Origin of the sequence: Bacillus sp. FDAARGOS_1420 (genome assembly GCF_019344915.1) — a bacterium.
GTDB lineage: Bacteria > Bacillota > Bacilli > Bacillales > Bacillaceae_G > Bacillus_A > Bacillus_A mycoides.
The window spans coordinates 285899-301558 of sequence record NZ_JAHWJB010000001.1 but is presented as its reverse complement, the minus strand read 5'-3'; the positions used below and the strand labels follow the sequence as shown (position 1 = coordinate 301558).

14 protein-coding genes are annotated in these 15660 nt (G+C 35.8%); 9 read left to right on the top strand and 5 right to left on the bottom strand.

Features of this window, described 5'->3' with window-relative positions:
• Positions 1-89: 89 nt before the first annotated feature.
• Together I6L50_RS01735 and aspA are read left to right on the top strand one after the other, a co-directional pair.
• Entirely contained in the window at positions 90-1388 is a 1299-nt protein-coding gene (locus I6L50_RS01735) for a hemolysin family protein (RefSeq protein ID WP_016093357.1), read from the top strand.
• Positions 1389-1569: 181 nt separating this feature from the next.
• On the top strand, positions 1570-3003 hold the full coding sequence (aspA, locus tag I6L50_RS01730) for an aspartate ammonia-lyase (protein ID WP_002029742.1): 1434 nt from the start codon (positions 1570-1572) through the stop codon (positions 3001-3003).
• Between the two features lie 38 nt (positions 3004-3041).
• Here aspA and I6L50_RS01725 read toward each other — a convergent pair whose 3' ends face one another.
• Both I6L50_RS01725 and I6L50_RS01720 read right to left on the bottom strand, forming a co-directional pair.
• Positions 3042-4661, bottom strand: a complete 1620-nt coding sequence (locus I6L50_RS01725; protein WP_098635241.1) for a lactate permease LctP family transporter — start codon at positions 4659-4661, stop codon at positions 3042-3044.
• A gap of 203 nt (positions 4662-4864) precedes the next feature.
• Positions 4865-5293, bottom strand: coding sequence for a TlpA disulfide reductase family protein (locus tag I6L50_RS01720; protein ID WP_219301282.1), 429 nt, complete (start codon positions 5291-5293; stop codon positions 4865-4867).
• A gap of 498 nt (positions 5294-5791) precedes the next feature.
• Between I6L50_RS01720 and I6L50_RS01715 the strand changes: the two genes are divergently transcribed.
• Together I6L50_RS01715 and I6L50_RS01710 are read left to right on the top strand one after the other, a co-directional pair.
• Positions 5792-6079, top strand: coding sequence for an ArsR/SmtB family transcription factor (locus I6L50_RS01715; RefSeq protein WP_001075217.1), 288 nt, complete (start codon positions 5792-5794; stop codon positions 6077-6079).
• Positions 6080-6286: 207 nt separating this feature from the next.
• Positions 6287-6466 carry an acid-soluble spore protein H gene (locus I6L50_RS01710; protein WP_002091002.1) on the top strand — a complete coding sequence of 60 codons (180 nt, stop codon included), beginning with the start codon at positions 6287-6289 and terminating at the stop codon, positions 6464-6466.
• A 40-nt stretch (positions 6467-6506) separates the two neighbouring features.
• Here I6L50_RS01710 and I6L50_RS01705 read toward each other — a convergent pair whose 3' ends face one another.
• Both I6L50_RS01705 and I6L50_RS01700 read right to left on the bottom strand, forming a co-directional pair.
• A complete protein-coding gene (locus tag I6L50_RS01705) occupies positions 6507-7892 on the bottom strand; it encodes a peptide MFS transporter (protein WP_016093355.1) in 1386 nt (461 codons plus the stop codon).
• A 381-nt stretch (positions 7893-8273) separates the two neighbouring features.
• Positions 8274-9239, bottom strand: coding sequence for an ABC transporter substrate-binding protein (locus tag I6L50_RS01700; protein ID WP_219300241.1), 966 nt, complete (start codon positions 9237-9239; stop codon positions 8274-8276).
• A gap of 162 nt (positions 9240-9401) precedes the next feature.
• Here I6L50_RS01700 and I6L50_RS01695 point away from each other — a divergent pair, with 162 nt between their 5' ends.
• The 3 genes from I6L50_RS01695 to I6L50_RS01685 are packed head-to-tail and all read left to right on the top strand — an operon-like array spanning position 9402 to position 12295.
• On the top strand, positions 9402-10406 hold the full coding sequence (locus I6L50_RS01695; RefSeq protein WP_219300239.1) for a FecCD family ABC transporter permease: 1005 nt from the start codon (positions 9402-9404) through the stop codon (positions 10404-10406).
• A complete protein-coding gene (locus I6L50_RS01690) occupies positions 10403-11461 on the top strand; it encodes a FecCD family ABC transporter permease (RefSeq protein ID WP_219300236.1) in 1059 nt (352 codons plus the stop codon). The genes I6L50_RS01695 and I6L50_RS01690 overlap by 4 nt, the downstream gene beginning before the upstream one ends.
• A gap of 12 nt (positions 11462-11473) precedes the next feature.
• Complete coding sequence (locus I6L50_RS01685) at positions 11474-12295, top strand: ABC transporter ATP-binding protein (protein WP_219300234.1); 822 nt, start codon at positions 11474-11476, stop codon at positions 12293-12295.
• 184 nt (positions 12296-12479) lie between these two features.
• Here I6L50_RS01685 and I6L50_RS01680 read toward each other — a convergent pair whose 3' ends face one another.
• A complete protein-coding gene (locus I6L50_RS01680; RefSeq protein ID WP_219300232.1) occupies positions 12480-13211 on the bottom strand; it encodes a class I SAM-dependent DNA methyltransferase in 732 nt (243 codons plus the stop codon).
• Between the two features lie 212 nt (positions 13212-13423).
• Here I6L50_RS01680 and I6L50_RS01675 point away from each other — a divergent pair, with 212 nt between their 5' ends.
• Both I6L50_RS01675 and I6L50_RS01670 read left to right on the top strand, forming a co-directional pair.
• Positions 13424-14614, top strand: coding sequence for a glycine C-acetyltransferase (locus I6L50_RS01675; protein ID WP_219300230.1), 1191 nt, complete (start codon positions 13424-13426; stop codon positions 14612-14614).
• A gap of 44 nt (positions 14615-14658) precedes the next feature.
• Entirely contained in the window at positions 14659-15624 is a 966-nt protein-coding gene (locus I6L50_RS01670; RefSeq protein WP_002125175.1) for an L-threonine 3-dehydrogenase, read from the top strand.
• Positions 15625-15660 lie beyond the last annotated feature (36 nt).

Here is a 15660-nt window from a genome sequence, read left to right as displayed (position 1 = left end):
AGGGTTGCTTTCAAATAAATGAAGAAACTAAAGTGAAACTTCTTTTTTAAAGGAGGTGTAACTTTAGCTAAGAAAGCTAAAGGACATATGTGGATATTTTAAAATTACTGATGGTAGCCATCCTTATTGCGTTAACAGCATTTTTTGTGGCTGTTGAGTTTGCAATTATTAAGGTGCGTAGCAGTCGTATTGATCAACTCGTTAGTGAAAAACGACGAGGAGCATTGGCAGCTAAAAAAGTAACTTCGAATTTAGATGAGTATTTATCAGCATGTCAGTTAGGTATTACAATTACTGCTTTAGGGCTTGGGTGGTTAGGAGAGCCCACTATAAAACATATACTCGAGCCGTTGTTTTTAAAACTACACTTATCTCCTGCAATTGCAAGTACAGTTTCATTTATTATTGCCTTTGCAGTTATTACGTTTTTACATGTTGTCATTGGTGAACTTGCTCCGAAGACGCTCGCTATACAAAGGGCAGAGCAAGTTAGCTTATTATTATCGAAGCCAATTATTTACTTTTACCGAGTAATGTATCCGTTTATTTGGGCTTTAAATGGTTCTGCAAGGCTTGTAACAGGGTTATTCGGATTACATCCGGCTTCTGAACATGAAGTAGCTCATTCGGAGGAAGAATTACGATTAATCTTATCTGAGAGTTATGAGAGTGGAGAGATTAATCAAAGGGAATTTAAATATGTAAATAATATTTTTGAATTCGATAATAGAGTCGCAAAGGAAATTATGGTACCTCGTACGGAAGTTGTAGGTTTATATGAGGACGAACCATTTGAAACACATATTAAAATAATCGCACAAGAAAAGTACACGAGATATCCCGTATTTGGTGAAGATAAAGATGAAATTATTGGGATGGTTAATGTAAAGGATTTATTTATTCGTTATATGGATGGTAATCGAGACGAGGGGTGCTCGATTACGCCATATACAAGACCAGTTATTGAAGTGTTAGAAAATATCCCTATTCATGATTTGCTATTACAAATGCAAAGAAAACGAATTCCATTAGCTGTATTATATGATGAATATGGTGGTACAGCGGGGATCGTTACACTAGAAGATATTTTAGAAGAAATTGTTGGAGAAATCCGAGATGAATACGATGAAGATGAACACCCGCCTATAGAGCATATAAGTGAAGGGTGTAAAATCGTAGAGGGAAAAGTGCTTATTAGTGAAGTAAATGATTTATTTGGCATACACTTAATCGCTGATGATGTAGATACAATTGGTGGCTGGATTATGGTACAAAAGCAAATCGTTGCTGAAGGAGATATTATTGAAAAACACGGCTTTTCTTTTAAAGTTCTTGAAAAGGATATGCATCAAATTAAGCGAGTTGAAATAAAGAAAGTAGAAGAATGAATGGATTTTCTATTATATAAACTTTAATAAAAAGTATATATAGAAAAATAAATGTTTGCGCTTTCAAAAAAGGTGCTATATAGTGAAAGTGGATACTGAAGAATTCATTTAATGATACTCGTATTTTATAGGGCGAATTCTTTAGATAAGGATTTAGAATGAAAAGTATAGGTGATGAAAAATGATAGCAACGAAGGATATACGTATAGAAAAAGATTTTTTAGGTGAAAAGGAAGTACCGAGTGTAGCTTATTATGGTGTACAAACATTACGTGCCGTAGAAAACTTTCCTATTACAGGATACCGCATTCATCCGTCACTCATTACGGCAATGGCAATTGTAAAAAAAGCGGCAGCGCTTGCGAATATAGATACAGGTTACTTAGCTAAAGATATCGGACAAGAAATTGCAGAAGCGGCACAAGAGATTGTTGATGGAAAGTTCCATGATCAATTTATCGTAGACCCGATTCAAGGCGGAGCAGGGACTTCAATTAATATGAATACTAATGAAGTAATTGCTAATAGAGCGCTAGAGCGTATGGGATACGAAAAAGGTGAATATGCGAAAATTAGCCCAAACACTCATGTGAACATGGCTCAATCAACAAATGATGCGTTCCCAACTGGGATTCATATAGCAACTCTTATGATGCTGGAAGAACTTCTTGTTACAATGGAAGAACTTCACTCTGCTTTTCATGATAAAGCAAAAGAGTTTGATCACGTTATTAAAATGGGGCGTACGCATTTGCAAGATGCAGTTCCAATTCGCCTTGGACAAGAATTTGAAGCATATAGCAGAGTGCTAGAGCGTGATATAAAAAGAATTAAACAGTCTCGTCAACATTTATACGAAGTTAATATGGGTGCGACAGCTGTCGGTACGGGATTAAATGCAAACCCTACTTATATAGAACAAGTTGTGAAGCATTTACGAACTTTTAGTGGTTTCCCTCTTGTTGGTGCAGAGCACTTAGTTGATGCGACGCAAAACACAGATGCATATACAGAAGTATCTGCAGCACTAAAAGTATGTATGATGAATATGTCTAAAATTGCAAATGACCTTCGTATTATGGCGTCTGGTCCACGTGTTGGGTTGGCGGAAATTCAATTACCAGCTCGTCAACCAGGTTCATCTATTATGCCGGGTAAAGTAAATCCAGTTATGGCAGAAGTAATTAACCAAGTTGCTTTCCAAGTAATTGGAAATGACCATACAATTTGCTTAGCGTCAGAAGCTGGACAATTAGAGTTAAATGTAATGGAGCCGGTATTAGTATTTAATTTAATTCAATCCATCAGTATTATGAATAACGGTTTCCGTGTATTCCGTGAATACTGTATAAAGGGAATTACAGCGAATGAAGAGTTGCTTAAGCAATATGTTGAAAAAAGTGTTGGAGTTATTACAGCAGTGAATCCTCATATTGGTTATGAAGCAGCTTCTCGCATTGCACGTGAAGCAATTGCGACAGGAAAGTCTGTTAGGGAGCTATGTTTAGAACATGGTGTACTTACAGCAGAAGAGCTTGATATTATTTTGGATCCATACGAAATGACGCATCCTGAAATTGCTGGTGCTTCTTTATTAAAGACTAAAAAAATGTAATGTAAAAAGCACCGATCCATTTGGATCGGTGCTTTTTTTTAGAAGATATTAAATACAGCGTTTAATTGAAGTAAGCTAATAACAGCTAAGAAGATTAAACTGTATTTCATTGCTGTTTTAAATAAGGCAGATTCTTGACCAACTAGTCCAACTGCTGCACAAGCAACTGCTACAGATTGTGGTGAAACCATTTTCGCCATTGTACCACCTACTACGTTTAATGCAACGAGTGTAGAAGGAACGATGTTTAATTGATCTGCAGTTACTGCTTGAAGTGGTGCGAATAATGAACCACTTGATACTACTGATCCTGTAATGAATACGCCAATCCATCCTAAGATTGGAGAAAGAACTGGGAATGCATTACCAGTAGAAGAGAATGCAAGTCCAAGTGTAGATGACATACCAGAGTAGTTCTCTACGTAAGCTAAAGCGATAACGCTACAAATTGTATATACTGGAGCTTTTAGTTCTTTCATTGTTTCTACTATTAATTCTTTAACCATTTTACCTTTTACGCGGTAAACGATAAGTGAAACAATAATTGCTAATACAATTGCAGTAGTTGTAGAAGAGAATACATCGAATTTGAAAACCGCTGCGAAAGGTGTATCAGCCTTTGTAATTGGTGTAGTTTTCATAACCATATTATGAAGACCAGGGAACTGAATGTTAAATACTAAGTTTGCTAATGGACCATCCGGAGCAAATAAAGCTTTAATCGGTTTTAAATTAAAGATTGTTACGAATGCAGTTAAGAATACGAATGGAGACCAAGCATATAAAATTTGATTGAATGTATGAGATTTTTTTTCTTCTTGTTTTTCTTCTTTAGCAGAAGATTTTGGCTGCCAAACACGTAAGAATAATGCCAGAGAGACCATACTTACAACGGCTGCGAAAATATTAGTAAGTTCTGCACCTAAGAAGTAAGTTACAAGGAACTGAGTAATTGCGAAAGAAACACCACTTACAAGAATACCTTGCCAAGTTTCTTTAATACCTTTAATTCCATCGACCATTGAAACAAGTAAGAAAGGTAAAATAATGCTAATGAAAGGTAAAATAAGAACAGTTTGACGACCAATAGTTAATGCGTCAAGTTCAGTTAATTGTGCTGGTACTGTAACTGGAATCCCCATAGCACCCATAGCGCCACCAGCGATGTTAGCGACTAAACAAATACCTGCTGCTTTTAATGGATTGAAGCCCATACCTACAAGTAATGCAGCTGTAATAGCAACTGGAACCCCTAGACCAGCTGCGCCTTCTAAGAAAGCACCGAAAGAATAAGCGATTAATAATACTTGTAAACGTTGATCATTCGTAATGCTTGAAATACTATCGCGAATTATGTTGAATTGCTCTGTTTTAACAGTTAATTTGTAAAGGAAAATGGCTGCGATAACGATAGTACAAATTGGATAAAATCCAGATAAAACACCGAATCCGGCAGATGCTACAGCTACAGTTGCGGGCATTTTATAAACAAATATAGCAAGAATAATAGCGACGATCACACTATAAAGCCCAGCGATGTAACTTTTCATTTTGAGTCCCATTAAACAAATGATGAAACAGAAGATTGGAAGTGCTGCGATTAGTGCAGATAACCAAATATTGTTTAATGGGTCATAAATTTGTGTCCAAGTACTCATATTAATGACAACTCCTATCTATTGTATGTGAAGAAATTCACATTATTTGTGAAACAATTCACAATCAACTTACATGCTTAGTATATTCTCCTTCAACACTATTGTCAACGTGAAAAAGTATAATTATTCCATAATAGTATTAAAAGTAACATTTTGTTCATAAAGTAGACAAAAAGCGTAATCAAATTGATTTGATTACGCTTCTATAAATTATTTACATATTCTTTCATTTTTTCATATGTCATTGGTCCTACATGCTTATATTGAATGACACCGTTTGAATCGATGACAAAAGATGTTGGAATACTGATAATTTGATATGCGGCACTTGCCTGTCCTTTCTGATCTAATAGGACGGGAAAGGTATATTTGTTTTCTTCAAGAAATTGTTTTACATTGTTCGGGTCTTTTTCAGTAGCTGTCGCATTTACAGCGACAATTTCAATCCCCATATCTTTAGTATCGTGATAAAACTTTTCTATATCAGGCATTTCTATTTTGCATGGACCACACCAGCTTGCCCAAAAATTCAATATTACTTTTTTTCCTTTATAGTCTGTAAGACGAACTTCTTGACCAGTGGTTGTTTCTAGAAGGAAATTGCGGGCAACATTGCCAACTTCAGTTCCAATGGGGGTGTTTGATTTTGAAGCTATATCTTCTTTGTTGTCTAATAGGAAGTGATCGATAATAGTCCAGCCAACGGCAATGCTAATTAACGCAATAATAAACCATTTTTTAATATTACATCATCCTCCTTACTTAAATTTCCTTTTTATCGTAACAAAGTGGTTAAATATGGTCAAATTACTTTACGATAGGTTATCAATTATGGACGGTATTTTACAATATCATTACTGTACATTTCAGTAAGGTGAAAATATAACAAAAAGCCTGATAAAACAACGTTTGTAAGCAAAGTATTGCTAGCCCTTTGTTTTGCTTTTTTATTGTATCATATAGTATAATATTCAAAATCAGGTGGGATTTTTTCTTGAACTGTGTGCTGATAAAAGTCGGAAAATTTTCTCAGCATTATAGGTTGATAAAGTTATGTCGTAACAGGAAATATAAGAACAGATATATAAATAAATAAAGAGAAAATAAAAAATGAAAATGAGGGGAATTTTATGAACCAAAACCAATTTGACTGTCGTATTTCAGAAGAAGACGTACAGATGTTAAGAGCATTAGCTCATCCACTTCGTCTACGTTTAGTAATGGAACTGATGCAGCGTGGAACATGTAATGTAACACAATTACAAGAGGTATTAGAAATTCCGCAATCAACTGTTTCGCAGCATTTAACGAAATTAAAACAAAATAAAGTAGTACGCTTTGAGAGACGCGGGTTAGAAGTGTACTATCAAATTCATAACGATAAAGTAAGTGAAGTAGTAAAAACATTATTTTCTTAATTTTTGAATATTATGGAAAGAAGACGTGTGAAATATACGTCTTTTTTTATTTGGAAAGGATCTAATAATAGGAAGATTTGAGAGCGTATATATTAGCGCGTTAGAAAGAAACAAACTATCGGTTGAAGTACTAAATTGACGGAATATATTCTGAAGGGATATGAAAAGATAGAAAGGAGTGTAGTAAGAAAAAGGAGGGATAGTAGTATGGATGTGACACGTGTGAAACAAATCTTATCTTCTTCAAGTAGAATTGACGTTACATATGAAGGCGTACCAGTATGGATTGAGAGCTGTGACGAGCAGAGCGGAGTTGCTCAAGTGTATGACGTATCTAATCCTGATGAGAGCGTTCATGTGGACGTGACGGCTTTAGAGGAGAAATAATAAAAAAGACGCTTCTAATTTTAGAAGCGTCTTTTTTGTGTTATTCCATCATACTCGCAACTTTTTTAGAGAAGAGAAGGAGTACAAATCCTAAGACGATAACGATAATACCGATACTTGCAAATACTTCAAGGTATCCTAATGATTGTGTAAATGAAGCAAGTTTACCTGCTAACCAGTTAGCCATACCCGTACCAGCTAACCATACCCCCATTAGTAATGATGCTAATTTTACAGGAGCAATCGCACTTACCATTGATAGACCGATTGGTGATAAGAATAACTCACCAATTGTATGGAAGAGATAAGTGATAACGATGAATAATAAGTTCGCTTTTACAGTTATATCTGCTTCACTACTTCCAGTCTTTAGAACTGCTAATGTTAAAGCAAGGTAACCTATACCTAGTAAAATCATACCTAATGCCATTTTTGTTGGCACTTTTAAATCACCGCGTTTTGTTTTAGAAAGTTTTAACCATAACATAGATACGAATGGTGCAAGTAGTACGATGAATGCTGGGTTAACTGATTGGAACCAAGAGGTTGGAACTTCCCAACCGAAAATTGTACGATCAACAAATTTATCTGTATAAAGTGTTAGAGAACTACCAGCTTGTTCAAATCCTGCCCAGAAGAATACTACGAAACAAGTTAAAATTACAATTGCCCAAGTACGATTTTTCTCTTGCTTTGTTAAAGGTTTCTTTTCGATTACAGGTTGATTTTTTGATTTTTTACCGACAACTGTTGTTCCTGCTTTACCAAGGTAACGAGGAGCTAATAAGTTGAAAACAATTTGTCCAATAATCATACCGATACAAGCTGCTAAGAATCCGTATTTATATCCCATAACAATAACGCCATTAGCGCTTGTTTTAAAGAAATCTTCTGCTAAAAATCCACAAATAAGTGGAGCGAAGAAAGCACCTACGTTAATACCCATATAGAAGATAGTAAATGCACTGTCACGACGTGAATCATTTTCACCATACAATTCACCTAACAGTGTAGAAATATTTGGTTTGAAGAATCCATTACCAATAACTAATAGTATTAATCCAAGGAGTAGTCCTGTTTTTGTATTCATTGAGAATAGTACAAAGTTGCCGATTGCCATAATAATTCCGCCGAGAGTAATGGCATGACGTCTTGTAATATAATGATCCGTTAGCCATCCGCCTATAATTGGCATGAAATATACTGCCGCTGTAAAAGTACCGTATAATTGCACTGCGACTGCTTTATCAAATCCTAATCCGCCACTAACAGCAGCAGTTGTTAAATAAAGAACTAAAAGGCCGCGCATTCCATAGTAACTAAATCTTTCCCACATTTCTGTTAAGAACAACAAATACAACCCTGGTGGATGTTTTTTTGGTGATTGTTGCTCTCCAGCTTTGTCTAATTTTAAAGCTGCATCCATTTTTGTTTCCCCCTAATCCTGTATAACGGATATTTATGTAATCATTTTAATTTACAAAATATTTAGAAGTCAATAGAATTATATGGAAATAGAAAGAAAATTTCTAAAAAAGTTCTATTTTTCTTCAACCGTTATTGTATTTTGCCCTGAAAACTCGATAATAAGCGTTTTCAAATGTAGTAATTGAATTCTAAACGAATTCAAAATAGTGATTAATCAGAAAATTTAGATTAAAATATTTATTCTGATATAGAGAAAAAATATTTTATTTACTTTTATAATATAACATATTGGGAATAAAAATACAAAATGAAATAATGTGACATTTAAGTGAATTGAAAAAACAACTCCCTCTGTTGGAGGGAGTTGGCTAGAGATGTATTATTTAACAAAGCGTTTTTCAATGTCGTCTAGTAGTAAGTTAGCAGCCATTACACCGCCAGCTGTATTCCAAATAACGTCGTCAACTTTGTATGCTTTTCCGTTCTTTACTGCATTTAAGTTTTTAAAGAGAGGATCGTTTATATATTCTTTTTCTAGTTCAGAACCTTTTTTCTCATTGCCTTTATCGAATGTGAAGTAGAATAATACATCGCCATCCATTGCCGAAATACGCTCTTTAGATACGTTACGTTCGGCGAAATCATCTTTGTTTTGATCTCCAGGACGTTTAAATCCAAGTTCTTTTAAAATAACACCAGAGAATGTATCGCCATGATAAATACGAACATCACCAGGCATAAAACGTACCATAGAAATTTCTTGATTTACTTTATCGCCAAGTTGGCCTTTCAAATCTTTCATACGTTTTTCGTAATCAGCTAAAACCTTTTGATCTTCTTTTTCTTTATTTAAAGCCTTTGCATAAAATGTGAAGTTATCTTTCCATTCACCGCGTAATGTTTCAGAGAACACAGTAGGTGCGATTGCTTTTAGTTGCTCGTACACTTTTTCGTGGCGCATTTTGTTACCGATAATTAAGTCAGGTTTTAAAGAAGCAATTGTTTCAACGTTAACTTGTCCTTCATCACCAACAACTTTTACATCTTTCATTTTGTCTTTAATATGTGGATACCACGGATCACCAGTCCAAGATTTTACAGCACCAACTGGTTTTACCCCTAACTCAAGTAAAGCTTCAGTTCCTTCATTTGTTAAAATAACTACACGTTTTGGATTAGCAGGAACTTCTGTTTTACCCATTGCATGTTCAACCGTAATCATTTCTTTTTTCGTATCTTCTTTTGTTTCCTCTTTAGTATTTGATTTTCCACAAGCACTTAAAAGTAATGAAAAGGCTAGTAAAAATACAAATACTGTAAACGAGTTCTTTCGCATAAATTTCATTATGTACCCCCTACATACTGAGAAGTTTTTTCAATAGCAAGCATGATAGTAATACTTCATGGTCCATTTGTCAATGAAAATAATTCTCATTATCATTGACAATGAGAATTAAGTTGAAATACACTTACAACGTATCATTATACATTGAAGGGGAAACGCTGCATGTTATTAAAAACAAATCAAGCAAAATGGATTGGATTATTTGTTGGAATCATTGCAGTCGTTATTTGTATTTGGGGAAGTATTATTTTCGGGTATACAAATACGAGTTGGAAATTAGCGTTAGATGCTTTTTTTCATTTTAATGGTTCCAATGAACATATTATTATTCAAAATGTGCGTCTACCAAGGGCATTAATTGCAGCTAGTGTTGGTGCTAGTTTAGCCATTGCGGGTTGTTTAATGCAAACTTTAACAAAGAATCCGCTTGCTTCTCCAGATTTTATTGGATTAAATTCAGGCGCTGCGTTCTTTATAGTTGTAGCAATTGTACTTTTTTCCGTTACGTCTTTATCGGCTTTCACTTGGATTGCCTTTTTAGGAGCGGCAGTTGCAGCAGTACTTGTATTCGCCTCTAGTTCTTTAGGAAAAGAAGGGACAACACCTCTTAAGTTAACGTTAGCAGGTGTTGCAATCAGTGCGTTATTTTCATCATTAACACAAGGGTTACTTGTTTTAAATGAAAAAGCATTTGAAGAAGTGTTATTTTGGCTTGCCGGATCTGTGCAAGGAAGAAAGTTAGAAATTTTACAATCTGTATTCCCATATTTATTAATAGGCTGGATCGCATCTCTTATGATGGCAGGGAAAGTAAACACATTAATGATGGGGGAAGACGTTGCAAAAGGACTTGGACAACGAACAATTTTAACGAAATCATTCGTACTACTTATTATTGTATTGCTGTCTGGTGGTTCAGTTGCGGTCGCTGGTCCAATTGGATTTATTGGTATTGTTACTCCGTATTTTGCCAGATTCCTTGTTGGAGTAGATCACAGGTGGAGAGTACCGTATAGCGGATTGTTAGGTGCAATACTATTACTCTTAGCTGATATAGCAGCTAGATATGTCATTATGCCACAAGAAGTACCAGTAGGGGTTATGACAGCATTTATCGGGGCCCCATTCTTTATTTATATTGCACGTAAGAGAGGGTTTAGCAAATGAAGAAGTATATTCCGTTTCGTATAGGAAAAGGTGTGCTCTCGTTTTTAATGTATAAACGAGCTGTTCTAGTCTTGTTTAGTTTACTAGTTGTTTTAATAGGATTATTTTTTGCGAGTGCAGGTATGGGAGATATGAAAATTGCTCCTTATGATGTATGGCAAGCGATTACGGGAAATGGCGATGCGATGTCAAATATGGTTGTAAATAAATTTCGTATGCCGCGTATTTTAATTGCCATCCTTGTAGGAATCGCACTTGCTGTAGCGGGCTGTATTTTACAAGGGCTCGTTCGAAATCCACTGGCTTCTCCTGATATCATCGGGATTACGGGCGGGGCAAGTGTTGCAGTTGTACTATTTTTAGCTATATTTAGTGATAAAAATAATGCGCTAACAGTAAGCATTCATTATATGCCATTAGCAGCTTTTGCTGGTGCAACGATTGTAGCGTTGTTTGTATATTTATTTGCATGGAGAAATGACGGGTTATCACCGATTAGTCTTGTTTTAATTGGTGTTGGATTTTGGGCATTAACGAAAGCAGCAACAACTTTATTTATGTTGTTAGCACCAATTTATCAAGCAAGTCAAGCGAATGTATGGATCACAGGTACTGTTTACGGTTCTTCATGGCAAAATGTTATGGTACTTGCGCCGTGGGTTCTCATTTTAACGACAATATCATTTATCGCTGCGAGACATTTAAATGCACAAGAGCTAGGGGATGATATAGCAGTGGGACTTGGTGTTCCTTTAACGAAGTCGCGTGTATTTATGTTGTTACTTAGTACAGCTTTAATTGGCGGGGCAGTTGCCTTTGCAGGAGGAATTGGATTTGTTGGTTTAATGGCACCTCATATTTCGCGAAGATTAGTTGGCTCTTTCTACGGTGCATTGCTCCCAGTTGCGGCGATTATCGGTGCAATTCTAGTACTCGCTGCAGATTTAATTGGGCGTACAGTTTTCACACCACTTGAAATTCCAGCAGGGGTATTTACATCAGCAATTGGTGCACCTTATTTTATTTATTTACTTTATAAAAGTCGGAATTCATAAAGGGAGATTAATATGCAAAAAGCATTGGAGACGAAACGCTTGACGCTGTCGTATGGTGAAACGATTATTATTGATGAGCTGAATTTAGAAATTCCAAAAGGGAAAATTACAATCTTAATCGGTTCTAACGGTTGTGGGAAATCAACTTTATTACGTTCACTAGCTAGATTATTAAAGCCAACAACCGGTGACATTTTGTTAGATAATCAAGCAATTCAAAGTATGCAAACGAAGCAAATTGCTCGCCAAATGGCAATTTTACCGCAAGGGCCACAAGCTCCAGAAGGACTTACAGTATTGCAACTTGTAAAGCAAGGACGTTATCCATATCAAACATGGCTGAAGCAATGGTCCGAAAAAGATGAGGAAATGGTACAAAAAGCGCTTGCTGCAACGGGTATGACAGAATTTGCTGAGCGTGATGTTCATGCCCTTTCAGGTGGACAACGTCAACGTGCCTGGATTGCAATGACCCTTGCACAAGATACAGATATTATTTTGCTTGATGAGCCGACTACATATTTAGATATGACGCACCAAATTGAAGTGTTAGATTTATTATTCGAATTAAATGAAACAGAGCAAAGAACGATTGTTATGGTATTGCACGATTTAAATTTGGCATGTCGTTATGCAGACAATATTGTAGCTATTCAAGATAAACAAATATATGCGCAAGGTAAACCAGAAGAAGTTATTGACCAGAAGTTAGTTCGGGATGTATTCCGTATGGAGTGTCAAATAAGCGCTGATCCGTTATTCGGGACACCGCTCTGTATCCCACATGGAAGAGGAAGACGTGTACTTAAAGAGGCTGTTCAAGCGATGAGATAACGAAAAAAGACGATGAGGATTCATCGTCTTTTTTACCCCGCTATTTGAGGGCAGTAAGATCCCCATCTCAAAATTCAGCGAAAGCAAAGAAGCTGGTTGGGGGATCAACTGCCTGTAAAAGCCCGATTGGTGAGGGCTAATAATCAGTGGGGGATGAACATCCCCCACTGATTAAAGTTTCACTTTATTTTCGGCAAGAAAATAATAGAAAAAGGGGAATACGTAAACGTCGTTCATATTCTTCTTCATCTTGAAAACAGTTTCGATTTGGTGTAGCTTCTTTTAAGTTTGTAATCGTAAATCCTGCTTGTTGTAATAATGTAAAATATTCTTCCGTAGTCCGGTGATATTTAATAACTTCTTGATCAATCCATGGCTCAACTCGTTTTCCTGTTTTGAAATAATCATCGACGAGCCAACTAGTTCTTTTACCACTCGTTTGCAAGCTTTCAAATGAAGAGGTAATAACGGGATGTTGAACGCTAAAGGTGAAGGTTCCGTTTGTTTTTAAAGTTTGAAACACATTTTGAAAAATGATATCAAGGTGTTCAATATAATGTAAGGCGAGTCTAGATGTTACTAAATCAAAAGTAGAAGGAGGGTATGTGTAGTCTTTGAGGTTTAAAAAATGAACGGTGCCATTTTTATTTTCTAGTTGTTTTTTAGCTTTTTCATACATAAGCTCGGAGCCTTCAATACCAGTGTAAGAGTGGCATCCATGTTCTAATAATTCCACGCCAAATTTAGCGTCACCACAACCTAAATCGAGAACATTCTTTCCTTGTACATTACCAATGAGCTGAAAGAATGTCGGCCTTTCAATCGATTCATTCGGGCTATTTTCGCGGTATCTTCGTTTCATATATTGCTCAAAAAATGCTTCGTTATTATATACATCAGATTCAGTAAATGCCATTTTAAAAGCCTCCTAAATATTTTTTTAATTCTATCAAATATGAAAAGTAAATGATAGATTTCTTGTAATGAATCATATATAATCTGAAATTGTAAGCGGTTTCTTTAAACTATTTTTCTATAATAAATTCTGAAAACGTGTTAAGCTAGTAGAGGGATTATTAGAACTATTAAGATAATAATCCGCTTACATGAACGATGGGAGGCTTCACGATGTCTAGTAAAACACTTGCAAACTTTTTAGAAGAAAATTTAGAGGATTTAAAATCAAAGGGGCTTTATAACGTAATTGATCCGCTTGAAAGTCCAAATGGACCGATTATTACAATTGGCGGAAAAGAATATATTAACTTATCTTCAAACAACTATCTTGGATTAGCGACTGATAATCGCTTACAAGAAGCAGCAATTGGTGCAATTCATAAGTACGGCGTTGGAGCAGGAGCTGTTCGTACAATTAACGGTACTTTAGATTTGCATATTAAATTAGAAGAAACAATTGCAAAGTTTAAACATACAGAAGCAGCAATTGCTTATCAATCAGGATTTAACTGTAATATGGCAGCGATTTCAGCTGTTATGGATAAAAATGATGCGATTCTTTCAGATGAATTAAACCATGCATCTATTATTGATGGTAGTCGTCTATCAAGAGCGAAAATCATCGTTTATAAGCATTCTGATATGGAAGATTTACGCAAAAAAGCAATCGAGGCAAAAGAATCAGGTCTTTATAATAAATTAATGGTTATTACAGACGGTGTTTTCTCAATGGATGGAGATATTGCAAAATTACCAGAGATTGTTGAAATTGCAGAAGAGCTGGATTTAATGACATATGTAGATGATGCACACGGTTCAGGTGTACTTGGCAAAGGTGCAGGCACTGTAAAACATTTCGGTCTTTCTGATAAAGTTGATTTCCAAATCGGTACATTATCAAAAGCAATTGGGGTAATTGGTGGATATGTAGCTGGGAAACAAAACTTAATCGATTGGTTAAAAGTGCGTTCACGTCCATTCTTATTCTCAACAGCTTTAACACCAGCTGATGCAGCTGCTTGTATGAGATCAATTGAAATTCTAATGGAAAGCACAGAGTTACACGATCGTTTATGGGAAAATGGTCGCTATTTAAAACAAGGGTTAAAAGAACTTGGCTTTAACATTGGAGAAAGTGAAACACCAATTACACCTTGTATTATTGGTGATGAAGTATTAACACAAGAATTTAGTAAACGTCTAAATGAAGAAGGCGTTTACGCAAAATCTATCGTATTCCCAACCGTAGCAAAAGGAATGGGACGCGTTCGTAATATGCCTACAGCAGCTCATACGAAAGAAATGCTAGATGAAGCAGTTCGTAAGTATGAAAAAGTAGGGAAAGAAATGGGTATCATTTAAGTAACGACATCTTTTGAATAGCTTGCAAATGGGGAGTGGGAAAAATGAAAAAAATTCTAGTAACCGGTTCTTTAGGGCAAATTGGTTCTGAACTAGTAATGAAACTTCGTGATGTATACGGCGCATCAAATGTTATTGCAACAGATATTCGTGAAACAGACAGTGAAGTAGTAACGTCTGGTCCATTTGAAACGTTAGATGTAACGGATGGACAAAAATTACATGATATTGCAAAGCGTAATGAAGTAGATACAATTATTCATTTAGCGGCTTTACTTTCAGCAACTGCAGAAAAAAATCCGTTATTTGCTTGGAATTTAAATATGGGCGGACTTGTAAATGCATTAGAAGCAGCACGTGAATTAAACTGTAAGTTTTTCACGCCAAGTTCTATCGGTGCATTTGGTCCATCAACGCCAAAAGATAATACACCACAAGATACAATTCAGCGTCCTACTACGATGTATGGGGTAAACAAAGTAGCAGGAGAATTATTATGTGATTATTATCATCAAAAGTTTGGCGTTGATACGCGCGGTGTACGTTTCCCAGGCTTAATTTCTTACGTAGCTCCTCCAGGAGGCGGAACAACTGACTATGCAGTTGAAATTTATTATGAGGCGATTAAAAAAGGTACATACACCTCATACATTGCAGAAGGAACATACATGGACATGATGTATATGCCAGATGCTTTACAAGCAATCATCTCATTAATGGAAGCTGATCCAAATAAACTAGTTCATAGAAATGCGTTTAACATTACAGCAATGAGCTTTGAACCAGAGCAAATTGCAGCATCAATCCGTAAACACATTCCGAACTTTACAATGGATTACGCAGTAGATCCAGCTCGTCAAACAATCGCTGATAGCTGGCCGAACTCTATTGATGCAACAGCAGCAATGAAAGAGTGGGGCTTTAAAGCAGAATATGATTTAGACAGAATGACAACTGATATGCTGGCTAAGTTAAAAAAAAAGCTCGCATCTGAGTTAGTAATGAATTAATAGGAAGAGCCGATTCTTAGGAATTGGCTCTTAATT

Coding starts and splice junctions, on each gene's coding strand:
- I6L50_RS01680 (WP_219300232.1), bottom strand. CDS start 13,211: ATGGCATTTACTGAATCTGATGTATATAATAACGAAGCATTTTTTGAG.
- I6L50_RS01670 (WP_002125175.1), top strand. CDS start 14,659: ATGAAAAAAATTCTAGTAACCGGTTCTTTAGGGCAAATTGGTTCTGAA.
- I6L50_RS01710 (WP_002091002.1), top strand. CDS start 6,287: ATGGATGTGACACGTGTGAAACAAATCTTATCTTCTTCAAGTAGAATT.
- I6L50_RS01705 (WP_016093355.1), bottom strand. CDS start 7,892: ATGGATGCAGCTTTAAAATTAGACAAAGCTGGAGAGCAACAATCACCA.
- I6L50_RS01690 (WP_219300236.1), top strand. CDS start 10,403: ATGAAGAAGTATATTCCGTTTCGTATAGGAAAAGGTGTGCTCTCGTTT.
- I6L50_RS01695 (WP_219300239.1), top strand. CDS start 9,402: ATGTTATTAAAAACAAATCAAGCAAAATGGATTGGATTATTTGTTGGA.
- aspA (WP_002029742.1), top strand. CDS start 1,570: ATGATAGCAACGAAGGATATACGTATAGAAAAAGATTTTTTAGGTGAA.
- I6L50_RS01675 (WP_219300230.1), top strand. CDS start 13,424: ATGTCTAGTAAAACACTTGCAAACTTTTTAGAAGAAAATTTAGAGGAT.
- I6L50_RS01715 (WP_001075217.1), top strand. CDS start 5,792: ATGAACCAAAACCAATTTGACTGTCGTATTTCAGAAGAAGACGTACAG.
- I6L50_RS01700 (WP_219300241.1), bottom strand. CDS start 9,239: ATGAAATTTATGCGAAAGAACTCGTTTACAGTATTTGTATTTTTACTA.
- I6L50_RS01685 (WP_219300234.1), top strand. CDS start 11,474: ATGCAAAAAGCATTGGAGACGAAACGCTTGACGCTGTCGTATGGTGAA.
- I6L50_RS01725 (WP_098635241.1), bottom strand. CDS start 4,661: ATGAGTACTTGGACACAAATTTATGACCCATTAAACAATATTTGGTTA.